The sequence below is a fragment of the Oceanicaulis sp. UBA2681 genome (assembly GCF_002354675.1).
Classification (GTDB): domain Bacteria; phylum Pseudomonadota; class Alphaproteobacteria; order Caulobacterales; family Maricaulaceae; genus Oceanicaulis; species Oceanicaulis alexandrii.
Map to the genome: position 1 here is coordinate 88399 of NZ_DEMB01000010.1, position 22862 is coordinate 111260.

General features: G+C 63.4%; 24 protein-coding genes. 12 read left to right on the plus strand and 12 right to left on the minus strand.

Features of this window, described 5'->3' with window-relative positions; translation table 11 throughout:
* The 3 genes from B3M53_RS07120 to B3M53_RS07130 all read left to right on the plus strand — a co-directional run.
* On the plus strand, positions 1–231 hold a 231-nt coding region (locus tag B3M53_RS07120; protein ID WP_286800013.1), incomplete at its 5' end, for a cupin.
* Complete coding sequence (locus B3M53_RS07125) at positions 231–431, plus strand: SlyX family protein (RefSeq protein ID WP_273020159.1); 201 nt, start codon at positions 231–233, stop codon at positions 429–431. The genes B3M53_RS07120 and B3M53_RS07125, both read left to right, overlap by 1 nt.
* A gap of 179 nt (positions 432–610) precedes the next feature.
* Positions 611–1021 carry a hypothetical protein gene (locus B3M53_RS07130; RefSeq protein WP_273020160.1) on the plus strand — a complete coding sequence of 137 codons (411 nt, stop codon included), beginning with the start codon at positions 611–613 and terminating at the stop codon, positions 1019–1021.
* A 60-nt stretch (positions 1022–1081) separates the two neighbouring features.
* Here B3M53_RS07130 and B3M53_RS07135 read toward each other — a convergent pair whose 3' ends face one another.
* Both B3M53_RS07135 and B3M53_RS07140 read right to left on the minus strand, forming a co-directional pair.
* Entirely contained in the window at positions 1082–1765 is a 684-nt protein-coding gene (locus tag B3M53_RS07135; protein WP_273020161.1) for a type 1 glutamine amidotransferase domain-containing protein, read from the minus strand.
* 120 nt (positions 1766–1885) lie between these two features.
* The gene (locus B3M53_RS07140) at positions 1886–3538 is read right to left on the minus strand and encodes a LytTR family DNA-binding domain-containing protein (RefSeq protein ID WP_273020162.1); all 1653 of its coding nucleotides are present in this window, start codon (positions 3536–3538) and stop codon (positions 1886–1888) included.
* A 49-nt stretch (positions 3539–3587) separates the two neighbouring features.
* Here B3M53_RS07140 and B3M53_RS07145 point away from each other — a divergent pair, with 49 nt between their 5' ends.
* Positions 3588–5027, plus strand: a complete 1440-nt coding sequence (locus tag B3M53_RS07145) for an alpha/beta fold hydrolase (RefSeq protein WP_273020163.1) — start codon at positions 3588–3590, stop codon at positions 5025–5027.
* A 67-nt stretch (positions 5028–5094) separates the two neighbouring features.
* Here B3M53_RS07145 and B3M53_RS07150 read toward each other — a convergent pair whose 3' ends face one another.
* Together B3M53_RS07150 and B3M53_RS07155 are read right to left on the minus strand one after the other, a co-directional pair.
* On the minus strand, positions 5095–7314 hold the full coding sequence (locus B3M53_RS07150; protein WP_273020164.1) for a M3 family metallopeptidase: 2220 nt from the start codon (positions 7312–7314) through the stop codon (positions 5095–5097).
* 120 nt (positions 7315–7434) lie between these two features.
* On the minus strand, positions 7435–7701 hold the full coding sequence (locus tag B3M53_RS07155; RefSeq protein ID WP_273020165.1) for a hypothetical protein: 267 nt from the start codon (positions 7699–7701) through the stop codon (positions 7435–7437).
* Positions 7702–7840: 139 nt separating this feature from the next.
* On the opposite strand from B3M53_RS07155, the gene B3M53_RS07160 reads away from it, so the two are divergent.
* From B3M53_RS07160 to der, 8 genes are all read left to right on the plus strand, one after another.
* Positions 7841–8425, plus strand: coding sequence for an NnrU family protein (locus B3M53_RS07160; RefSeq protein WP_022701977.1), 585 nt, complete (start codon positions 7841–7843; stop codon positions 8423–8425).
* Between the two features lie 45 nt (positions 8426–8470).
* Positions 8471–8848: a DUF6249 domain-containing protein gene (locus B3M53_RS07165; RefSeq protein WP_022701978.1), complete on the plus strand. Its 378-nt coding sequence runs from the start codon at positions 8471–8473 to the stop codon at positions 8846–8848.
* A 27-nt stretch (positions 8849–8875) separates the two neighbouring features.
* Positions 8876–9418, plus strand: coding sequence for an RNA polymerase sigma factor (locus B3M53_RS07170; RefSeq protein WP_022701979.1), 543 nt, complete (start codon positions 8876–8878; stop codon positions 9416–9418).
* The gene (locus tag B3M53_RS07175; protein ID WP_022701980.1) at positions 9415–9771 is read left to right on the plus strand and encodes a hypothetical protein; all 357 of its coding nucleotides are present in this window, start codon (positions 9415–9417) and stop codon (positions 9769–9771) included. Before B3M53_RS07170 ends, B3M53_RS07175 begins: the two co-directional genes overlap by 4 nt.
* Positions 9772–9860: 89 nt before the next feature.
* Entirely contained in the window at positions 9861–10688 is an 828-nt protein-coding gene (gene panB / locus B3M53_RS07180) for a 3-methyl-2-oxobutanoate hydroxymethyltransferase (RefSeq protein ID WP_273020166.1), read from the plus strand.
* Between the two features lie 81 nt (positions 10689–10769).
* Positions 10770–11543 carry a tetratricopeptide repeat protein gene (locus B3M53_RS07185; protein ID WP_273020167.1) on the plus strand — a complete coding sequence of 258 codons (774 nt, stop codon included), beginning with the start codon at positions 10770–10772 and terminating at the stop codon, positions 11541–11543.
* Complete coding sequence (locus B3M53_RS07190) at positions 11540–12943, plus strand: PQQ-binding-like beta-propeller repeat protein (protein WP_273020168.1); 1404 nt, start codon at positions 11540–11542, stop codon at positions 12941–12943. Before B3M53_RS07185 ends, B3M53_RS07190 begins: the two co-directional genes overlap by 4 nt.
* A gap of 25 nt (positions 12944–12968) precedes the next feature.
* Positions 12969–14348, plus strand: a complete 1380-nt coding sequence (gene der, locus B3M53_RS07195; RefSeq protein ID WP_160091905.1) for a ribosome biogenesis GTPase Der — start codon at positions 12969–12971, stop codon at positions 14346–14348.
* A 53-nt stretch (positions 14349–14401) separates the two neighbouring features.
* Here the strand turns inward: der and B3M53_RS07200 are convergent, their stop codons facing one another.
* From B3M53_RS07200 to B3M53_RS07235, 8 genes are all read right to left on the minus strand, one after another.
* Positions 14402–15121, minus strand: a complete 720-nt coding sequence (locus tag B3M53_RS07200; RefSeq protein WP_160091904.1) for an SDR family NAD(P)-dependent oxidoreductase — start codon at positions 15119–15121, stop codon at positions 14402–14404.
* Positions 15118–16590 carry an amidophosphoribosyltransferase gene (gene purF / locus B3M53_RS07205; RefSeq protein ID WP_022701986.1) on the minus strand — a complete coding sequence of 491 codons (1473 nt, stop codon included), beginning with the start codon at positions 16588–16590 and terminating at the stop codon, positions 15118–15120. Before purF ends, B3M53_RS07200 begins: the two co-directional genes overlap by 4 nt.
* The gene (locus tag B3M53_RS07210) at positions 16587–17174 is read right to left on the minus strand and encodes a CvpA family protein (protein ID WP_022701987.1); all 588 of its coding nucleotides are present in this window, start codon (positions 17172–17174) and stop codon (positions 16587–16589) included. Before B3M53_RS07210 ends, purF begins: the two co-directional genes overlap by 4 nt.
* A gap of 30 nt (positions 17175–17204) precedes the next feature.
* Entirely contained in the window at positions 17205–18575 is a 1371-nt protein-coding gene (radA, locus tag B3M53_RS07215) for a DNA repair protein RadA (RefSeq protein WP_273020169.1), read from the minus strand.
* 79 nt (positions 18576–18654) lie between these two features.
* The gene (locus B3M53_RS07220) at positions 18655–19404 is read right to left on the minus strand and encodes an ABC transporter ATP-binding protein (protein WP_022701989.1); all 750 of its coding nucleotides are present in this window, start codon (positions 19402–19404) and stop codon (positions 18655–18657) included.
* A gap of 5 nt (positions 19405–19409) precedes the next feature.
* Positions 19410–20177: an MlaE family ABC transporter permease gene (locus B3M53_RS07225; protein WP_022701990.1), complete on the minus strand. Its 768-nt coding sequence runs from the start codon at positions 20175–20177 to the stop codon at positions 19410–19412.
* On the minus strand, positions 20174–21265 hold the full coding sequence (gene alr, locus B3M53_RS07230) for an alanine racemase (protein WP_273020170.1): 1092 nt from the start codon (positions 21263–21265) through the stop codon (positions 20174–20176). Before alr ends, B3M53_RS07225 begins: the two co-directional genes overlap by 4 nt.
* Positions 21266–21327: 62 nt before the next feature.
* The gene (locus B3M53_RS07235) at positions 21328–22806 is read right to left on the minus strand and encodes a replicative DNA helicase (RefSeq protein WP_273020171.1); all 1479 of its coding nucleotides are present in this window, start codon (positions 22804–22806) and stop codon (positions 21328–21330) included.
* Positions 22807–22862: the final 56 nt, after the last annotated feature.

Genomic DNA, 22862 nt, shown 5'->3' on the forward strand with positions numbered 1-22862 from the left:
CGGATGCACTGGACCGACCAGCCCTATAAGTGGCACGTCAATGACGGGCCGGAAGTGTTTGTCCTGCTCAAGGGCAAACTCGACATGCACGTCAAGAACGCTGCCGGTGATATCTCTATTCTGCCAATGGACGAGGGCGACGTGTTTCACGCCCAGTCCGGTGACGCCCATGTGGCGCACCCGCAAGGCGCTGCGCGCGTGCTCGTGATTGAAACGCCAGGAAGCGTGTGATGAGTTCCAACCGCCTCGATCAGCTTGAAATCCATGTGGCCGAGCAGCAGCAGATGCTCGATGATCTGTCCGAGGTCCTGACCCGTCAGACCAAGGAAATCGAGGCACTGAAGACCCGGTTGAGCCAGTCTGACGGCCGGATCGCTGAGCTGGAGGCGGGCTTGCCTTCCCCCGGCAATGAGAAGCCGCCGCATTACTAAAGCGCGCAAACGGGGCGGTGTTCGCAGCGCCGCCTGCATGACACATGTCACCGTTTTGACGTGACAGGCTGCCCTGACGAAGCCGTCGCTCCTGGGTCATATTGTGCCTCAGATCACTCCTTGAGGGTGACGGACACGGCGCGCCGCTGAAGGCGTGTCAGGCACAGGAGACCTGATTCATGGACAGCTTCGTCGCACTTTTCAGCGCGTATTGGTGGCTTCTGTTTCCGCTCGGCTTCTTTATCGCCGCCGGGTGGAGCAGCCTGATGCGGTTCAAGAACACACAAGCCCGGCTCGAACTTCTCAAAGCCTATGCCGCCTCCGGTCAGGAGCCGCCTGAGGCCTTGCTCACCGATATTGATGCGCCCTTGGCGACATATGAGACCACACAGCCGCGGGCGAATGGCGCGACGGGGTTTCTGGTGACGCTGTTCGCCGGTCTGGCGGGCGTGTTCGCGATCCTGGGATATACCGGCGCGTTGGGCAGCTATGACGCCGAGTTCTATGTGGTCGCGGCCATTCTGAGCGTGCTGGCGCTGGCCTTTCTGGTGTCCGGCGTGGCCACGGGCGGTCGCGCCCCTCGCGCCTGAGCGCATAAAAAAGCCCCCGTGCGGACAAGTCCGCCGGGGGCTTTCTGGAAGGGCGGTCGCTTAGCCGATCTTGAGCTGGGCCATCAACGCTTCAGCGACCGGTTTGGAGGAGGCCGGGTTCTGGCCGGTGATCAGGCGGTGGTCAGACACCGCGAACGGCGCCCAGTCCTCGCCCTTGTGATAATCGCCGCCCTTTTCCTTCAGGGCGTCTTCGAGCAGGAGGGGGACGACATTGGTCAGGCCCACAGCCTCTTCTTCTGAATTGGTGAAGCCGGAGACCTTGCGGCCCTTCACCAGCGGATGGCCATGCTCGTCCTTGGCGTTCAGAAGAACGCTCGGGGCGTGACAAACCGCTGCGACCGGCTTGTCAGCGTTCCAGAACGACTCGATCAACGCCACGCTGTCATCGTCATTGGTCAGATCCCAGAGCGGGCCGTGGCCGCCGGGATAGAAGACGGCGCCAAAATCATCGGCGCTCACAGTTGAGAGCTTCACCGTATTGGCGAGCGCTTTTTGCGCGTCTTCGTCGCTTTTGAATCGTTTTGTGTCTTCGGTCTGGGCGTCTTCGCTGTCGCTTTTGGGATCCAGCGGCGGCTGGCCGCCCTTGGGCGATGCGAGGGTGAGCTTCGCGCCGCCATCCTTGAAGGCGTAATAGGGCGCGGCGAATTCTTCGAGCCAGAAGCCGGTCTTCTCGCCGGTGTCGCCAAGTTGATCGTGTGAAGTCAGGACCATCAGGATATTCATGGGGGGAGCTCCTATCGGGGGATGTGCCGCTAGAGGTAAGGGGCTGTGGGCGGCTTACAAGCACGCGTCCTCAGCCATCGGGGTCTCTTTGCTAACGTCCGGGGCTTGGACACGTTCCGCTCAAAGGGTGGTCGTTGCAGCGGAGGCTCCGCCTGCCTGCGATAAGGCGGTTTTCACGCGAGGCATAATCCTGCGACTGACGGGGACTTCGATCTCTCCGGTCATCACCAGCCGTCCCCCGCCACCCGGCTCACGGTCCAGCCGTCCCACATGGGCGGTGTTGACGATGTGTGAGCGGTGCACTCGCAGGAATGTGGGCGGCAGAAGCTGTTCGAGCGCCGTCAGCGTCAACGTGTAAAGCACGGTGCGGCCATCGGCATAGACCAGATCCACATAATCGCCCGCGCCTTGAATGCGGACGATCTCTTCCGTGCGGACATAATCGGTGCGCCCTGCGCTCTCGAGCGTCAGCACGGCGGGCTTGGACGCTTGTTGCGCAAGAGCGAGAGCAGCGTCCAGGGCTTCGGCGCGGCGGGTTTCGGCGCGTCGGCGCGCCTGCTCTCGGATCAGGGTCAGCGCCTGCCGGACGAACAGCGCGATCAGAAACAGCGCCCCCAGCCAGTACAGGTGCAAGTCGATGAACTGGCTTTGGGTGAAGACCGCCAGGACCATGGCGAAGCTGAACCCGACGATGTAGGGCCAGACATCTCGCCGTCCCTTCCATGCCGCATATCCTGCGATGAGCGCAACAAGGCCGAACGCCAAAGTGAGTGTGGTCCAGGTCTTGCCGTCAAATCCGCGGGCCAGAGCGACCGGCGCCAGCAGCAACACAGCGGCGCCGAGCAGTCCTGACAGGCGGCGCTTGAGGGTGAGAGCGGAGAATTCCTTCAAGCCATGGGCGATCAAGCTGAGCGAGAAGAGATAGGCGCCCAGAACAATGCCGATCAACCGCGCATCATGCAGCGGGTAGGGATAGGCGACGAGGCCGCGAGACGTCTCGATCAAGAGCTGCGCGCCCAGGCTGGCGCTCATCACGGCGAGGATGATTGGCGCTTCGCGGTCTTCTGACCGCGCGGCCATGGCCAGAAATACGAGAACGCCCAGAATGAACACGCCGAGCATGATCAGTCCGGGCCAGTAATAGCTCAGAATATCAGCTGTGGGAGAGCCGTACTCGTCCAGAAACAGGCCTTGCATCGGCGCTCTCAGGGTCAGAAAGCCGTGATGGCTGGACAGGTGCAGATCCAGCGTGTTCTCGCCCGCCACAAATAGGTCGCGCGGGGCGTGGGCGGCGTAATCGATGCGTCCGGGACGTTCTGACGCCCGGTCTGGGCCGGGCTGGCCGTTGGCGCCGATCTTCACCCCGTTCAGATGCAATTCGCTGGCGGCGAGGCCTGAAATGAAGACGCCTTTGGGCCCGGAGGTGTCGATCCAGTCCTGATCGACGGTGAAAGTCAGTCGCGCCCAGAGGTCCCGGCCTTGCGGATCAAGGGCGTAAAACCGGCCGGGTTCGCACGTGGACGCATCGAAAGTCGGCGGCGAGGCTTGTTGAGCTTCGACAGGGCAGACCACCATGGGAAGGCCGCTGAGATTGATGGCCTGGCGTGCGTGCGCGTCAGACGGCAGGGCGAGCCCAATCAGCAGCGCCAATGCAAGGGGGAGCAGGGTGTGCGCTTGGATCTTCAACTGGGCTCTCTCCGGGCGCCGTTCACCGATCAGGCCGCGCCGCTGACCGAAGCGCGCCTGACACAGGGCGCTGATCAGACCAACCATGCTCCTTGCCCCGCCGCAAGAGCGGGATGATGTCATAATGGAGAAACACATGCGGTCAGGCTTGTTTGCAATCGTTTCCGCTCTGGCGCTGACAGGCGCCGCTCAGGCGGAAGATCCCATAACCTTCACCAGTAATGCCAGCGACAGCGTCCAGGCGTACCAAGGCGCGTTCCAGGCGCCCGAAAACCGCAATGATCCGGACAGCCGGATGATCGAGATCGGTTATGTCCGCTTCCCGGCGCTGGAAGGCGCGAATGGTCCGCCCATTGTTTATCTCGCCGGCGGGCCGGGCGGCTCCGGCACGGGGACGGCCCGCCGCCAACGCTTTGATCTGTTCATGCAGATGCGCCGTCATGGCGACGTCATCGCCTTTGACCAGCGCGGTACGGGGCTGTCGCGCAATGATCTGCCGCAATGCATCTCCAGCGTCGAGGTCTCAGAGACCGAGCCGAGTACGGACGCTGAGTATGCGGACGCCTATCGCCAGGCGGCGCTGGAGTGCCGCGCCTTCTGGCGCGAAGAGGGCGTAGCCATTGAGGGGTACACGACCCAGCAGAGCGTGGCGGATCTGTCAGATCTGCGTGCGCATCTGGGCGCCGAGCAGATGACGCTGTGGGGAATTTCCTACGGCACGCATCTGGCCATGGCGGCGCTCAAATCCATTCCCGACGAGATTGATCGCGCGATCCTCGCCAGCGCCGAAGGCCTGGATCAGACCGTCAAACTGCCATCACAAACAGAGGCCTACATTGAAAGGCTGCAGCAGGCTGTGAATGCCCAGCCGGCCGCTGCTGCGGCTTACCCTGACATCGCCGGCATGATGCGGCGCGTGCATGCGCGTCTGCAGGCGGAGCCCCTGATGCTGGAAATTCCAGACCAACAGGGCGGCGCCACGCCCTACCTGTTGCAACGCCGGGACTTGCAGCAAATGACCTCGGGCCTGATCGCGGACCCCGGTTCGGCGGCCATCGCGCTGGCGATGTATGCAGAGCTCGATCAGGCGGGTAGTGCAAACCTCGCCGCGGCTCTGATCGGCCGCTTTTATGATCTGGGCGAACCGATCAGCCTGAGCCCGATGTCCACGGCGATGGACCTGGCGTCCGGCATCACCGATGCGCGGCTGGCGCAGGTGGAGGCCGAAGCGCAAACCGCGCTTCTGGGCGCGTATCTGAACTTTCCCATGCCGCAGCTGAACCGCCTCTGGGACGGGCTGGATCTGGGCGACGGGTTTCGCGCCGCGCCGCAGGGCGATACGCCGATCCTGCTGCTGTCCGGCACGCTGGATGGCCGCACCTATCCGGACAGTCAACGCGCCGCTCTGGCGGGCATGAGCGATTTGGACTGGGTGATCGTCGAGAACGCAGGCCACAACCTCTACATGACGACGCCTGAGGTTCATGCGGTCATGCACGCCTTCATGGCGGGCGAGGATGTGGATAGCGCACGGATCACGGCGCCGTTGCCGGACCTGACCGAACTGCCGTTCTAGGGGAGCGGAAACAAAAACGGGCGGCTCGTTGAGCCGCCCGCCTTGTCTTGTCGGTAGGGTAAGAGGCTTATTCGCCCTCTCCCTCTTCGCCCGGAACCGGGAAGCCCCGGTCACGCATCAGCGGCTCGACGGTGGCGTCGCGGCCGCGGAACTGGCGATAGGCCTCGGCCGGATCAATCGAGTTGCGCGGTGCGAACAGGTACTGAACCATGCGTTCGGCGACTTCGGCGTCGTAGAATCCGCCCGGCGCTTCGGCGAAGGCTTCCGCCGCGTCAGAGGTCAGAACGTCCGCCCACATATAGCCGTAATAACCCGCCGAATAGCCTTCGCCGGAGAAGATGTGGCCGAAGTGCGGGGTGCGGTGACGCATGGGCAGCTCGTCGGGCATGCCCAGACGCTCCAGCGTTTCCCGCTCGAACGCGTCGGGGTCGATGCCTTCAGGATCGGCGGTGTGGAAGTACATGTCCACAAGCGCCGAGGCGAGATACTCGGTGGTCGCAAAGCCCTGGTTGAAGGTCGAGGCGGCGCGGATGCGAGCCACCAGATCATCAGGCATCGGCTCGCCGGTTTCGGCGTGACGCAGATAGTTCTCGATCACCGGCTCGGTCAGCACCCAGCGCTCCAGAAGCTGGGACTGGAACTCGGTGTAGTCGCGCACGCCGCCATTCAGCGACGGATAGGCGACATTCGAGGACAGGGCGTGCAGCGCGTGACCCATTTCGTGGAAGAAGGTCGTCGCATCGTCAAAGCTGATCAGCACAGGCTCGCCGGGCGCGCCCTGGATGAAGTTTGAGTTGTTCGACGACAGCACGGTTTCTTCACCGTCAAACGTGGTGTGACCGCGATAGCTGGTCGCCCAGGCGCCCGAGCGCTTGCCTTGGCGGGCGTACGGATCGAGATACCACAGGCCGATATGATCGCCGCTTTCATTGTCGGTCACTTCCCAGACGCGCACATCGGGGTGGAAGACCGGCACGGAGCCGTCAGTGATCTCTTCAAAGGCGAAGCCGAACAGCTCGCCCGACACGTAGAACATGGCTTCGCGCAGGTTCTCGATGTTGAAGTACTGCTTCACTTCCTCGGAGTTCAGGTCGTATTCGGCCTGACGCACCTTTTCCATGTAGTAGCGGTAATCCCACGGCTCGATGGTGATGTCGTCGCCGCGCTCATCGGCCAGCGCCTGCATCTGGGCGACTTCTTCCTCGACGCGGGCGATGGCGGCCGGCCAGACGGTCTCCATCAGCTCCAGCGCGTTCTCCGGATTGCCCGCCATGCGGTTTTCCAGACGCCATTGGGCGTAATTGTCATAGCCCAGAAGCCCGACGCGCTCGTCGCGCAGCTGCAGGATTTCGGCGATGATGGCGTTGTTGTCGTACTCATCGCCATTGTCGCCACGATTGTAATAGGTGCGCCAGACTTCCTCGCGCAGATCGCGCTCGTCTGAATAGGTCAGGAACGGATCCATCGAGGAGCGCGTGTTCAGGACGGCGTACTCGCCTTCATGATCGCGCTGGGCGGCCAGATTGGCGGCGGCGGTGACGAAGCTTTCCGGCAGGCCGGACAGCTGATCGTCATTGAGATAGGTGACGTAGTTTTCTTCATCCGCCAGCACATTGTTGGCGAAACGGGTGTGCAGTTCGGCCAGACGCGACTGAATGGCGGCGTAGCGCTCGGCTTCGGCGCCTTCCAGAGTCGCGCCATTGCGGGCGAAGCTGTCATAGGTGAGCTGGACAAGGCGCTGCTGGTCGGGGCGCAGCGTCGCCATTTCCTCGCCTTCGTAGACGGAGCGGATACGTTCGAACAGCTCTTCGTTCTGGGTGATTTCCGATGAGAAAGCCGACAGGACCGGCGCCATTTCGCGCTGGATCTCGCGGAACTCGGGCGAGCTCATATTGGACGACCAGATGCCGTAATAGACAAACACGCGGTCCAGGGCGTCGCCGGTGCGCTCCATGGCGACAATGGTGTTTTCAAAGGTCGGCGCGTCGGGATTGTTGGCGATGGCTTCGATCTCGGCGCGGGAGCGGTCCATGCCGATCTCCAGCGCGTCACGCAGATCAGACAGCTCCATCTGGTCAAAGGCGGGCACGCCGCCGAACGGGCCGTCCCATTCCGCGATCAGCGGGTTTGTCGCCTCAGCCTGATCGGTCATGGACGCATCCTGCATTTGCTGTGCGGCCTGGGTGTCGGTGCTCGATGCGGCGCCGGCGTCAGATGAGGTGTCAGCCGGTTGGCTGCAGGCGGCGAGCGCCAGCCCGCTGGCGGCGGCGAGAAGAAGTGAACGCATGAGATATCCCCTCCCAAAGGATGTTGGCTCGATTGCGCGCACCATAGGGCATCGCCCCCTTGCGATGAAACAGTCCACGCAGCGGCCGCGCATTACGAAAGAGTCAGATGGGAAAGGCGATCAGTCTTCGCCAGCCCCATCGTCAGCATCATCAGACGCTCCATCGCCGGGCGGGTTGTACATCACCGCGATGCCCATCTGCAGGCTGGCGAATGTGGAACCGATAAAGAAAGCCAGAAGCAGCCGGACGCCGAGGCCAGTCAGACGGCCTTCGGTCAGGCGTCTGAGATGACCGACATCCAGAACCAGGAGCACCGCTGTGAAGGCGATGCCGATCGCCATGCCCAGAATGGCGTGACGCAGTAAGAACCGCAGCAGATCAGTCATGGAGCCTCCGCAAATCCTTTTTCAGTCTGGTCTCTTTCGGAGCGGGGGCAATTAGACGTGGCGCCGCAGACCGACACTTCCACTCGCCAGCAGGGCGAGAGTCGGTCTAGGTTTGCATGGCTCAAGGGGAGGGCTGTTTATGGGCGTGCTGATCACAGGCCTGATCTTTTTTATCGGGGTTCACCTGACGCGAGTTCTGGGGATCAAGGCGCTGGTGGTCAAAGTGACCGGCGAAGCGCTGTTTGCGATCTTCTATTCCGTGCTCAGCACGATCGGTCTGACCTTGATCATCTATGGCCAGATTCTGGCCCACCCGTCGGTCAATATCTGGTGGCCGCCCGCTTGGACGCGCACATTGGCGCTGGTGGCGGTGCCGCTGTCGCTGATCCTGATCATCGCCACCTATCTGCCCAGCCATATCCGTTCGATCACGCGCCACCCGATGACGCTGGGCGTCTTTCTGTGGTCGGGATCTCACCTCCTGGCCAATGGCGAGCTGGCGTCCATCGTTTTGTTCGGCGCGTTCGCGGGCTGGTCTGCGATCTTGCTGGTGGAGGGTTATTGGAGCGGCGGGCACTTTGCGCGGCCCGGTCAATTGTGGGCGGATCTCACCGCTGTGCTTATTGGCTTGCTGGCGTCCGCGTTGATCGCTTATTTCCACATGCAGCTTTTTGGCGTCGCCGTCGTCGAGTTTGCATCCAATCGCACCGCACCCGGCATCTAAGCAGTACAGGACGCCTTGAGCGCGTCCCAAATCTGGAGGTTGATTATGGAAGAAGTTCTGATTCCGCTGGGCTTGTTCACGATGGTCGTGGCGATCGTCGCGCTGAATGTGATCGGGTCGGCATCACGGCGGAAAGCCGTGCTTGAGACGGTCCGCGAAGCGGTGCGCAGCGGTCAGCAATTGAGCCCCGAGACCATCAAGGCGCTGGGTGTTCAGGAAAAGCCGAAAGGCGGCGATCTGAAAGCCGGCGCGATCCTCATCGCTATTGCAGCCGCATTGATCGTGTTGGGAGTCGCGATCGGCACGGTTGAGGGCGACAATCAGGTTGTGACGATTATGGTCGCCGTTTCCGCCTTCCCTGGCTTTATCGGCGTGGTTCTGATGCTGTTCGGGCTGTTCTCGCGCAAGAAAGATCAGGACTGATCCGGTCTTGTCAGGGGGAGCTGTGGCATGACGCCCAGTGATGGCGAACTGATAGCGATGGTGATCGCGGGCAAGGACCAGAGGGCGTTCTCCTCTCTGGTCACCCGCTACCAGTCCGCTGTGCGCGCCGTGCTGATGCGATTATGCCGCAACGCCGCCCTGGCCGATGATCTGGCGCAGGAGACGTTCATCAAGGCCTATAACAAGATCTCCGCCTATTCAGGCGCAGGATCATTCAAGGCCTGGCTGTGCCGGATCGCCTACAACGAATTCCTGATGAGCGCGCGAAAGCGCAAGGCGATCGACAAGACGATGGAAAAGCTCAAGGCCCAACCCATGGAGACCCACCAGGCGCCTAGCGATGGCGGCGCGCGGGTGGATCTCGACCGGGCGCTCGCCACATTGGGTGAGGAAGAGCGGGTCTGTGTCGTACTATGTTATGCGTCAGGATTGTCGCATTCTGACGCAGCGGAGGTTACAGGCCTTCCGCTCGGCACGGTGAAGAGCCATGTCAATCGCGGCAAGGGCAAGTTGAAAGCCTGGTTCGAACGCAAGGAGGCGGCGGCATGACGGACGAACATGATCATCTGAACGACGACGCCTTTGATGCGGACCTGACGGCGATGTTCGCCGAGGTGGCGCCGCCGCAGGACGACCCGGTTTTTGTGGAGCATGTCGCCAAGCGTCTCGCCAATCCCGACCGGGTGCGCTTTCTGGCGCTGGGCGGCGCCGGGGCGACTGGCTCTGCGGTGGCGGGCAGCCAGCTGGAAAACCTTGTCTCGCTGGCGCCTGTGGATCAGGTCAATGGGGTGATGGGGCAGGCCTTGTCCTTTTTCGGTCCGGAAGCCCTGGTGACGGCCATCCTGGCTCTTGTAGCGCTGGGCTTCGCCTGGGTGCTGCCCGGCGTGCGCAGCTATATCTGATCCCTACACGATACAGTGACGCCAGCTGACTTGTGCGCCTGCGAAAGCGCGATAGTCTGCCGGGCTCTGATTGTTAGGGAGTCCCCTCCATGTCCGCTCAAACCCAGGCGCCGATCAAGCGGCTCACCCCGCCCGACATCCGCGCTCGCAAGGGCGGTGAGCCCATTGTCTCTCTGACGGCTTATGACGCGCCGATGGCCGCTGTCATGGATCCGCACACCGATTTGATTCTGGTGGGCGATTCGGTCGGCATGGTGGTGCATGGCCTGCCCAACACCATCTCGGTGACGCTGGAGATGATGATCCTGCACGGTCAGGCGGTGATGCGCGGCTCGAAACAGGCGCTGGTGGTCGTGGACATGCCGTTTGGCAGCTATGAACAGTCCAAAGAGCAGGCCTTCGCCAATTGCGTGCGCGTGTTGCAGGAGACCGGCGCGGGCGCTGTAAAGCTCGAGACCAGCGTGCAGATGGCGGACACAGTGCGGTATCTGGTGGAGCGCGCCGTTCCGGTGGTGGCTCATGTGGGGTTGCGGCCCCAGGCGGCGCTGGCCGATGGCGGCTTCAAGGCCAAGGGCCGAGACGACGACAGCCGCGCCAAGGTGCTGGCTGAAGCACGCGCGATGGACGAGGCTGGCGCTTTCACCATTGTGGTGGAAGGCGTGGCCGAAGACCTGGCGCGTGAAGTGACGCAGATGGTGTCAGTCCCCACAATTGGCATTGGCGCGTCATCGGCGTGCGATGGTCAGGTGCTGGTGATGCAGGACATGCTGGGCCTGTTCGACTGGACACCGAGGTTTGTCAAGAAATACGGCAACTTACGTGAAGTTTCCGAGGCGGCGTTCAAGGCCTACGCCAGCGAAGTTCGTTCGCGCGCCTTTCCGGGCCCCGATCATGTCTACAGCGCCAAGAAGCGCTGATACCGCAAGCGCGTATTGCCCGTCGCGGTGCACGCGGCTAGGGTCCGCCGCACAGAGATTTGAAACAAGTGGAGCGCCCCGGTGGTCGACGTTTTCGACGAAGTTGAAGAAGAGCTGCGCCAGGAACGGTACAAAGCCCTTCTCAAGAAATGGGGCCCGTGGGTTGGCGGCGGTGTCGCTGCAATCGTGCTGGGCGTGGGGGCGTATCAATTTATTGAATGGTCCACCAAGCAGCGCGCCGACAGCGCCTCAGACGCCTTCCAGGCGGCGGCCGAGCTGTATGAAGCCGGCGATGTCATGCAGGCCGACAGCCAGTTCCAGGCGCTCACTGAGTCTGCGCCGCGCGGCTACGAAACCCTGGCGCTGATGCGTCGCGGCGACATCGCCTTGTCCCAGGGCAATCGCGATGAGGCGGCGCGCCTGTTCGCTCAGGCTGCTGAACTCAGCCCCGAGCCGATGATCCGGGATCTGGCCCGGTATCAGGCGGCGCTCGCCCAGTTTGATGCGCTGTCCTATGACGACCTCGCCAACCGGCTCGAACCGCTGACTGAAGGCGCAGCGCCTGTCGGGCTGCTGGCGCGCGAACTGATGGCCGCTGCGGCCTTGCGCGACGAACGCTGGGATGAAGCGCGTCAGCGTTATCAATTGCTGTCGATCGCGCTCGACATGCCTGAGGGCATGAGCCAGCGCGTGGTGGAGGCGCAGTCCTATCTCAATCAACGCGCCCCCGTAGCGGCGCCGGTTGAGATGACCGCGCAACCCGCGGCCGAGCCTGCTGCGGATACTCAGGAGCCGGCGCAAGCGCCAGCTGAGACTGCGGGTCAGACCGCCGAGCAAGAGGAGGACGGGCAGTGACCCTGTCTCGCACCCTGCCGCTTTACGCCCTGATGGCCGCCAGCCTTGTGCTGACGGGCTGCGGCGCCGGCGAACGTCTGAGCAATCTGAACCCGTTTCAGGGCGAAGAGACCGATGACCCCAATGCGCCGCCCGCCGCCGAACGCCGGTCTGTGCTGGAGCTGGGCGATACGCTGCGCGTGGATGAGGCGGGCGTCGTCTCCTTGCCGCGGGCTTATGTGAATACGGCCTGGCCGCAAGCGGACGGGTATCCGACCCACGCCATGCAGCACACCCAGGCCAGCGGCGATCTCAACATCGTCTGGCGCTCTCGCATCGGTGACGGCTCCAGCCGCAATGCGCGCATCAACGCCCGCCCGGTCGTGTCTGACGGCGTGACCTATGTCATTGACGCTCGCGGCCGCATCTCGGCGCTGAACCTGTCAGACGGGGAAGAGATCTGGCGCACGCGCCTGGACGATCCCAGCCTGCACGAAGCGGAAGGCGACGGCTTCCTGCCTTTCTTCCGGGGCGGCGATCAGGTTCTGACCTTTGGCGGCGGCCTGTCTTTTGACAGCGGCCGCATCTACGCCCATTCGGGCGGCGGCTTCTTTGTGGCGCTGGACGGTGCGACGGGCGACGAAATCTGGCGCGCCCATTCGCTGACTCCGTTCCATTCTTCGCCCACCGTGGCGGACGGCCGGGTGTTCGTGTCCACCGATGACAATGAATTGCTGGCGCTTGATGCAAACACGGGCGACGTGTTGTGGACCCACCGCTCCATCGCCGAGACGGCGCGCATCCTGACCTCGCCGAGCCCGGCTGTGCTGGGTGAAGTGGTCATCGCGCCGTATTCTTCGGGCGAGCTTGTAGCCCTTCGGGCGCAGAACGGCACCGTGCTGTGGTCAGATTCCCTGACCCGCGCAGGCGGCCTGACCCCGCTCTCCACCATCAACGACATCGCCGCCAGCCCTGTCATCCTGGGCGATGCGGTCTACGCCATGAGCCATTCAGGCTCGATGGCGGCGTTTGACATTCGCAGCGGCGAGCGCATCTGGGAACAGCCGGCGGGCGGCTTGAACGCACCGACCATCGCAGGTGATTTTCTCTTCCTGACCACGGTGAACGCCGAGCTGGTCGCGATTGAGCGCAATACCGGCGCTGTGCGCTGGCTGACCCAGCTGCAGCAGTTCCGCAATGAGCGCAAACGCAAGAACCGCGTGTCCTGGGCGGGACCGATTTTGGCAGGGGACCGTCTTGTGGTGGCGTCCTCGGAGGGCCATTTACGGATCTATGACCCGGCGACGGGCGCGCAGACGGGTGAACGCAATCTGGGAGATTCGGTTTACATTGCGCCTGTGATCGCAGATGAAACGGTGCTCGTGCTGACCGATGAAGGCCGCCTGATCGCTTTACGCTGATTTCAGGGGGCTCTGGAGCCATTCTTTGAAATCGACCCTGCCTGCTCTCGCCATTGTGGGACGGCCCAATGTGGGCAAGTCCACGCTGTTTAATCGTCTCGCCGGCAAGCCGCTGGCGATCGTGGACGACCGTCCGGGCGTGACGCGCGACCGGCGCGAAGCGCGTGGCCGTATCGGCGACCTTGAACTGCGTCTGGTGGACACCGCCGGCTATGAAGACAACAAGGCCGGCATCGAGGCGCGCATGCGCGCCCAGACCGAAGCCGCCCTTGATGAAGCCGATGTCTGCATCTTCCTGATCGACGGGCGTGAAGGCGTCACGGCGATGGATGAGCGCTTCGCTGACATTCTGCGCCGCCATCACATTCCGGTCATCCTCGCCGTCAACAAGTGCGAAGGCTCCAAGGGCGAATACGGCGCCATGGAAGCGTGGAAGCTGGGCATGGAAGAGCCTGTCCCCATTTCCGCTGCGCATGGCGAGGGGATGGGGGATCTGTATTCGCGGCTGACCGGCGCGCTCAAGCAAGTGCGCGCGCGCATCCGGTCGGAACTGGAAGCGCAAGGCCTGACCGGTGAAGAAGATGAAGAGGGCGCGCCCCTGCGTCTGGCCGTCGCCGGCCGCCCGAATGTGGGCAAATCCACGCTCATCAACGCCCTGATCGGTGAAGACCGTCTCATCACCGGCCCTGAAGCCGGACTGACCCGGGACGCCATCGCCGTCCAGTGGGAATGGGATGGCCGCCGCGTGCGTCTGCACGATACGGCGGGCTTGCGAAAACGCGGCAAGGTGGATGACCGGCTGGAGCGGATGAGCGCGGCGGACACCCTGCGCGCCATCAAGTTCGCCGAGATCGTCTTGCTGCTGGTGGATGCAGAACGCCCGTTCGAGAAACAGGACCTGACCATCGCCGACAAGGTGGTGACCGAGGGTCGGGGCCTGATCGTGCTGATCACCAAATGGGATCTGATTGAGGACAAGCAGGCCAAGCTGGTCGAGTTGCGCGAAGAGTTCGAACGTCTTCTGCCGCAGATCAAGGGCGCGCCGCTGATCCCGATCTCCTCGATTTCAGGCCGCGGCCTCGACAAGATCATGCCGGCCGTTTCCGAGCTGCACAAGAACTGGGACGTGAAGGTGAAAACCCGCGATCTCAATGACTGGCTCGCCGAAATGGTCCAGCGTCACCCGCCGCCCGCCGTGGACGGCCGCCGGGTCAAACCGCGTTATCTGAGCCAGACCAAGGCGCGACCGCCGACCTTCGTTCTGATGGCCAGCCGGGCGTCGCAATTGCCTGACAGCTATAAACGCTATCTGATGAATGGTCTGCGAGAGGCGTTTGATCTGCCGGGCGTGCCGATCCGGCTGATCGTGAAGGGGCAGAAAAACCCCTACGCCAAGGACAAATAAAAAAGGCGGCCCGCGGGCCGCCTTTTTCGTGTTTGTGACAAAGCGTGCGAGGCCTAGCCCTGCGCGTTGACGATCTCACCATTGCGCGTCTCGGTCGGCAGGCACAGCTCGACGACTTTCGGCGCGATCTCTTCGGGCGTCGGCAGGGTTTCGGGATCTTCGCCCGGCGCCGCCTTGGCGCGCATGCGGGTCCGCGTCGCGCCGGGATTGAGCAGGTTTGCGCGCAGGGGCGTATCAATCAGCTCTTCCGCCCAGGACTGAACCAGATTGTCGAGCCCGGCTTTGGAGGCGCCATAGGCGGCCCAATAGGCCTTGGCGCGACGACTGCCGACGCCGGAGGTCATGAAGACGGCCCGACCTGCGTCAGAGGCTTTCAGAAGCCCCTCAAAGGCGCGGATCATGCGCGCCGGGGCGATCAGATTGGTCGCCAGAACCTCGTTCCACACCTTGGAGGGAATTTGCGCGGCGGGCGTCAACGTGCCCAGAACGCCGGCGTTCGCCACCATGATGTCGAGTTTTTTCCAGCGGCCCGCCACGGCTTCGGCCAGCTTTTCGATGCCGTCAGCCGAGTTCAGATCAAGCGGGACCAGGGTGGCCTTGCCGCCCATGGCTTTGATCGCGTCGTCAAGCTCTTCCAGGCCGGCCTGGGTGCGGGCGGTGGCGATGATTTCGGCGCCGGCCTCAGCCAGTTTCAGGGCAATGGCGTAGCCCAGCCCGCGCGAAGCGCCGGTCACCAGCGCCACGCGGCCTGCAAGCGGTTTTGTATCGGTCATGCGTCAACCAGAAGCGAGAGTTGTTCATCCTTGGAAGACGCAGCGCGATCGTGGTCCACAAGGCGAGTGGGGTAATCCCCGGTGAAATAATGGTCGGCAAGCTGGGGGCTTTCGGGATTGCGGGCTTCGCCGTGAATGGCCCAGTAGAGCCCTTCCACGGAGAGGAAGCCTAGCGAGTCGCATTCCAGCATCTCGATCATCTTGTCGGGCTCATGGCTGGCGGCCATCAGCTCTTCGCGCATCGGCATGTCGATGCCGTAAAAATCGGGATGGGTGATCGGCGGGCAGGCGGAGCGGAAATGCACTTCCGTGGCGCCGGCCTCGCGCACCATGCGTACGATCTTTTTCGACGTGGTGCCGCGCACGATGGAGTCGTCGACCAGCAGGACGCGCTTGCCGCGCAGCACCGAGACATTGGCCGAGTGCTTGCGCCGCACGCCCAGATCGCGCTTGGCCTGGGTGGGCTGAATGAAGGTCCGGCCGGCGAAGTGCGCGCGGATGATCCCCAGGTCAAACGGTCGGCCGATCTCTTCTGAGAAGCCCAAAGCCGCCGCCATGCCGGAATCGGGCACCGGCACAACAACGTCAATGTCAGCCGGGCATTCCTGGGCCAGGCGGATGCCCATGCGCTTGCGCGCCTCGTAAACGGAAATACCGTCGATCACTGAATCCGGGCGCGCAAAATAGATGTATTCGAACGCACAGGTTTTCGCGGGACGGGCCGGGGCGTAGCGCCGGGTCTCGAGTCCGTCGTCAGAGACAATCACCACTTCGCCCGGTTCGATGTCGCGAATATAGCGCGCGCCGATCATGTCCAGCGCGCAGGTCTCGGACGCGAAGATCGTCGCGCCGTCCAGCACGCCCATCACCAGCGGGCGAATGCCCAGCGGGTCACGCGCGCCGATCAGCAGATCATTGGTCATCGCCACCAGGGCGAAGGCGCCTTCGATCTGGGTGAAGGCGGAAATCAGACGCTCAACGGAGTCAGGCTGTTTGGACCGCGCGGCGAGCTGCAGGATCACTTCGGAATCCGAGGTGGACTGGAAGATGGCGCCGCCGGCGACCAGCTCTTCACGCAGCTTGCGGGCGTTGGTCAGGTTGCCGTTGTGCGCCAGCGCGATGCCGCCGCCGCGCACATCGGCATAGAGCGGCTGCACATTGCGCATGCCCGACCCGCCGGAGGTGGAATAGCGCACATGGCCGATCGCCATGTCGCCCGTCAGGCGCTCGAGCCGCTTGGGTTCGGTGAAGTGCTCGCCCACCAGCCCCAGATGGCGCTCGGTGGTGAAGCGGCCTTTTTCACGGTCATAGCTGGTGATGCCGCAGGCCTCTTGCCCGCGATGCTGCAGGGCGTGAAGGCCGAAGGCGGCCAGGACCGACGCATCGGCCACGCGACGCACGCCGAACACGCCGCATTCTTCCTGCGGCCGGTCGGTGGCGGGATCATAGGTCAGGCTGGGAAAGCTCATCCGTCCTCGTCCTCGTTTGTGCGCTCGATAAGCCGACCGATCGGGTCTTCGTCAACGCTCTGTTGCGGTTGATCTGCAGCCTTCTTGGCGTTGACCCAGCTGGATTCAGGGGCAAGCGACTGCAAAAGATTGGCGCTGGCCTCGGCCAGCGGATAGACGCGAGAGCCTGTCAGCCAGTTGGGCGTGGCGCCGGGCAGGGTGTTCTTGAACACCAGAACCAGAAGGCCCAGCAGCACCAGGCCGCGCGCCAGACCGAAAACAAACCCCAAAGCCCGGTCCAGAACAGGGACGTCCTCGCCCTGTTTGACGTTATGGGTCAACGGCCCGGTGACAAAACTGACCGCCAGATAGACCAGCAAGAACACGATGCCCATTGAAATCAGGTTGGCGAAGAGCGCCGATCCGATCACAGATTGGGTCAACGGCGCGAAGACAGGCCGGGTCCAGAGCGCGGCGAGGGCGGCGGCCACAAGGGCGGTCACGGTCAAGGCTTCACGCACAAAGCCGCGCATCAGCGCCATGATCCCGGATGCAAACAGGATGACGAGGGCGAAGAGATCAAATCCGGCGAGTGCTGCGTTCATCTTGTCCCTTTCCTGCCTCTGTTGCGCGCCTTAAACGGCGTCCTGGCCCAATCGGCGCACGAGCGCCTGAACAGTGGAGACGCTGTCCACCTGCACGCCTGCGCCTTCAACGCCTTCAGGGGCGAGGGCGCGGTTGAACCCCAGTTTTGCGGCTTCTTTCAGGCGCGCATCCGCGCGGCCGACCGGGCGCACATCGCCAGACAGGGAAATCTCGCCAAACGCCACGCCCTCGGCGGGCAGGGGAGTATCCAGGAACGAAGAGATCAAGGCTGCAGCCACCGCCAAATCTGCGGCGGGTTCGTTGATCTTCAACCCGCCTGCGACGTTCAGATAAACGTCACGCCCGCCGAATCCAAGGCCGCATCTCGCCTCAAGCACCGCCAGCACCATGGCCAGGCGACCGGAATCCCAGCCCACAACCGCACGTCGTGGCGTGCCGAACGCGGCGGGCGCTACAAGCGCCTGAATTTCCGTCAGAACCGGGCGCGTGCCTTCCATGCCGGCGAAAACGGCCGCGCCGGAAGCGGCTTCACCGCGTCCATCCAGAAAAAGTGCGGACGGGTTCGCCACTTCCTGCAAACCGGCGTCGACCATTTCGAACACGCCGATTTCATCGGTCGGGCCGAAGCGGTTCTTCACCGCGCGCAGGATGCGGAACTGGTGGCTGCGTTCGCCTTCAAAATACAAGACCGCGTCCACCATATGCTCGACCACGCGCGGGCCGGCGATCTGGCCGTCCTTGGTGACGTGACCGACCAGAATGATGATAGTGTTCTTCTTCTTGGCGAACCGGACCAGCTCCTGCGCGCAGGCGCGTACCTGGGCGACCGTGCCCGGCGCCGCCGCCAATTGATCCGACCACAGGGTCTGCACCGAATCGATGACGGCGATGTCCGGCGTTTCTTTTTTCAGCCCGTCGAGAATGACCTCAAGGCTTGTCTCAGCCGCCAGCGCCACCGGGGCGTCGGCGAGGCCTAGCCGCCGGGCGCGACGGCGCACCTGATCGGCGGCTTCCTCTCCAGAGATGTAAACCGCTTTCGCGCCCGCCTTGGCCAGAAGGGCGACCGCCTGCAACAGGAGCGTGGATTTGCCGATCCCCGGATCGCCGCCCACCAGCACGGCCGAGCCGGGCACCAGCCCGCCGCCGGCGACGCGGTCAAGCTCGCGCAATCCGGTTTCAAAGCGCTTGGGGTCTTCGGTGGCGCTGCCCAGATCCACCAGCTCCAGCCGCGAGCGGCGGGTGGAGCGGCTGGGCGCCTTGGCGCTGGAGCCCAGAGGCGCGCTGGCGCCGCTTTCTTCCACCAGCGTGTTCCAGGACCCGCAGGCATCACACCGTCCCGCCCATTTGGCGTGCACGCCGCCACAGGACTGGCAGACATAGACGGTGTCGGAACGGGCCATGCGGGCTCCTTACAAAAGGCGAGGGCGGACTATAGCCTAAACGCGGCGATTCGGCTGGCGCCGGAACAGGCGCAGACGATCACTCTTCCGAGCTTTCGCCGCGCACGAAGCGGCACACCTCGTCATTGGCGCAGCTCTCCACGCCCTCGAGCGCGCCGCGCCACAGGATCTGGCCGTCTTTGACCATGGCCACATCATCGGCGATATGGCGCATCGAGGTCATGTCGTGGGTGATCGAGACCGCCGTGGCGCCGAGATTTTTCACCTGACGCACGATCAGCTTGTTGATGACGTCCGCGGTCACGGGATCAAGACCCGTGGTGGGTTCGTCAAAGAACAGGATTTTCGGCCGCGCGACGATGGCGCGGGCCAGCGCGGCGCGTTTCAGCATGCCGCCCGACAGCGAGCCGGGGCGCTGGTCAGCCACATGGGCGTCCAGATCCACCTGTTCCAGCGCCTCGATGGCGCGGGTGCGCGCTTCATCGGCGTTCACATGCTCGGCGTGCAGCAGACGGAAGGCGACGTTCTTCCAGATCGGCAGGGAATCAAACAGGGCGCCGGACTGAAACAACATGCCGATCTGGGCGACGCCGGGATCGTCTTCATGGCCGGCGCGCACGGCGACGCCGTCGATCTCGACCGTGCCGGACTGCGGCCGGATCAGCCCCAGGGCCGTCTTGATGGTGACGGACTTGCCCGTGCCAGAGCCGCCGATGATCACCAGCGAGCGGCCTTCATGGGCTTGGAGATTGAGGTCCTTGAGCACCGGCTTACGGCCGTCAAAGCCCACCGTGATGTTCTTCCAGGCGATTTTAACGCGCTCGGTCATGACGATCACACAAACAGGGAGGTGAGCAGATAATTGGCGGCGAAGATCAGCACCGCCGCGGCGACGACGGCGTTGGTGGCGGCGCGGCCCACCCCTTGGGCGCCGCCCTGGGCGTAATAGCCGTGATAGCACCCCATCAAGGTGAGGATGAAGCCGAACACCGCGGCCTTGATCAGGCCGGAGATGATGTCCCAGTTCTCCAGGAAGTCCCAGGTGTTGCGCACATAGATGGTCGGGTTGAAATCAAGCGAGTGCACGCTGACCAGATAGCCGCCGTAAATGCCGATGATGTCGGCCGTTGCGACCAAGATGGGCAGCACCAGAACGCCCGCCAGCACCCGCGGCGCGATCAGATAGCGCATGGGGTCTGTGGCCAGGGTATGCAGCGCGTCGATCTGTTCGGTGGCGCGCATGGCGCCGATTTCAGCCGCGATGCCCGATGACACCCGGCCCGCCAGCATCAAGGAGGCGATGACCGGGCCCAGCTCGCGCACAATGCCCATGGCGACGATGTTCGGCACGAAGCTTTCCGCGTTAAAGCGCGTGCCGCCGGTATAGATGTTGAGCGCCAGCGCCGCGCCTGTGAACAGCGCCGTCAGTCCGACCACCGGCAGGGAGAGAAAGCCGATCTTGATGATCTGCTGGACCAGCTGACCGCCGAAATAGGGGGGACGGACCATGGCCGCCAGCGCATGACCGGCGAACAGGGCGACAGCGCCCGCCGAGCGCAATAGCGCGAGCAGGCCGGCTCCGATGGCGCGTAACGGGTTCATGGCGCTCCCTTGTAAATGCGCTCGGCCCGGGCGCCGAGCCCGGTCAGGATTTCATAGGGCAAGGTGCCGTCCAGCGCCGCCGCCTGATACAGGTCCGGTCCGAAAAATTCAGGCACGGCGCCCTGGGCGATGTCGTGTTCCAGACCGGTGACGTCGATCATGGTCAGATCCATGCTGAGTTTTCCAACGATAGGCGCGCGTAATCCATTGATGCGGGCGCATCCTGACCCCGACAGCGCGCGGGGCAAGCCATCGGCGTAGCCTGCAGCCACAGTCGCGATCAGGCGTGGCGAATGCGCCACATAGGTTGCGCCATAACCGACCGTGTCGCCGGCGTCGATTTCGCGCAATTGCAGGATCGGCGCTTGAAGGGTCACGGCAGGCTCAAATGGATTGTCAGCGTTCAGGTCAGCCGTCGCGCCATAGAGCCCGATGCCGGGCCGGGTCAGATCGAAATGATAGCGTTCGTCCAGCAGGACGCCGCCGGTATTGGCCAGGCTCAACCGGGTTTCAGGCAGGGCGTTGGTCAGCGCCGTAAAGCGCTCCAGCTGGCGAATGTTCTGGGCTGACGCCGTCTCTTCAGAACAGGCGAGATGGCTCATCACCATGGAGACGTCGAGCGCCTGCAACGCCGTCAGCAAGCCGCTGATATCGCCTGCGCCATAGCCAAGCCGCGCCATCCCGGTGTCGATATGGACCGCACACGGCCCCACTGGGTCGGCGCGAAATTGCGCGGTCTCGCCCGGCTGGTTCAGCACAGCGCCCAGTCGGTGTTTGGCGTAGAGCGGACGGTCTTTGGCGCGATAGCCAGAAAACACCCAGATGTCCGGCGTAGCGTCGCCCAGGGCTTCACGCACTTCGACGCCTTCTTCCACAGTGGCGACGAAGAAGGTCCGCGCGCCCTCTTTCATCAGCCGCCGCGCCACAGGCCCGGCGCCCAGCCCATAGGCGTTCGCCTTGACCACGGCGCTGGTCTCGGCGTTCGGGCTGAGCTTTTGCAAGACTTTGAAATTGCGCGACACCGCGTCCAGATCAACGATCAGGCGCGCGCGGGTATTGTCAGCAGAAGGCGTAGCGAGAACAGACATCTGACGCTCTATGTGGCTGCGCTCGCGCCTGGGAGCAAGCGTTAGGGCGCAGCGCCGCGCCCTTACTCGTGATCCTGACGGCCAGAGTAATCGAGATCGGAGAATTTCGTACGATCTGGATCGAACGCCACTTTCACCGAACCGATCGGGCCGTGACGCTGTTTGCCGATGATGACGTCCGCCTGGTTGCGGATCTCGCGCATCTCGTCTTCCCATGCCAGATGCTGCTCTGTGCCTTCCTTGGGCTCCAGGCGTTCGAGATAATAGCTCTCGCGATACACAAACAGCACCACGTCGGCGTCCTGCTCGATCGAGCCCGATTCACGAAGGTCGGACAGCTGGGGCTTCTTGTCTTCGCGCTGCTCCACCTGACGGCTCAGCTGGGACAGGGCGATCACGGGCACGGACAGTTCCTTCGCCAGCGCTTTCAAAGCCTGGGTGACTTCGGAGATTTCCTGCACACGGTTCTCGCCCGAGCTTTTCGAACCCGTGACCAGCTGCAGATAGTCCACCACCACCATATCAAGCCCGATGGTGCGCTTCAGGCGCCGGCACCGCGCCATCAGCGAGCCGATGGGCAGGCCGCCCGTGTCGTCGATGTAGAGCGGGATGCCGGCGATTTCGTGCACACCGTCGCGAATGTCTTCAAACTGGGCGGCGTCGATCTTGCCCTGACGGATCAGATAGCCGGAAATGCCGGTGTAGTCCGCCACCAGACGGGTGGCGAGCTGATCAGACGACATCTCCAGCGAGAAGAAGGCGACAATGCCGCCATTGGTGGTCTTGCGGGTGCCGTCGGGCTGTTCTTCCGCCTGATAATTGCGCGCCACCGAGAAGGCGATATTGGTGGCCAGCGCGGTTTTGCCCATGGAGGGGCGCCCGGCGAGGATCACCAGGTCAGACGGGTGCAGGCCGCCCATCTTGGCGTCCAGCGATTTCAGCCCCGAGGAGATGCCCGACAGGCCGCCGCCGCGTTTATAGGCCGCCGAGGCGATTTCCAGCGATTTGTGGACCGCCAGATGAAACGGTTCGAGCGCCTTGGATGTGCCGCCCTGTTCAGCCAGGGCGAACAGGCGGCGCTCGGCGCCTTGCAGAATGTCTTCCGCGCTGTCATCGGGCTCCGGCGCATTGGCGGCGTGGGAGACTTCATCGCCGAACCGGATCAGCTCGCGCCGCATGGCCAGATCATAGATCAGGCGGCCATATTCGCCGGCGGAGGCGGGTTCGGGCGCTTCGCGCATCAGATCGGCGAGATAGACCGCGCCGCCCACTTCCTTCATGCCCGGATCGCGTTCGAACCGGGTTTTCAGCACCACAGCGTCCGCCAGCGCGCCAGAAATGATCAGCTGGCTCGCCGCTTCATAGATGCGGCCATGCAGCGGATCATAGAAATGATCAGGTTTCAGCCAGTCGCCGACGCGGTGATACACCTCGTTATCAAACAGCAAGGCGCCCAGAAGGGCCTGTTCCGCCTCGATATTATGAGGCGGGGAATGGCTTTCCAGCGGGGCGGGGGTGTGGTCGTAGGATTCTGCTGTCATGGTCTGCAATCCTTAACCCGGATTGATCGTGCAATACACGTCTTGAAGTTTTCCGG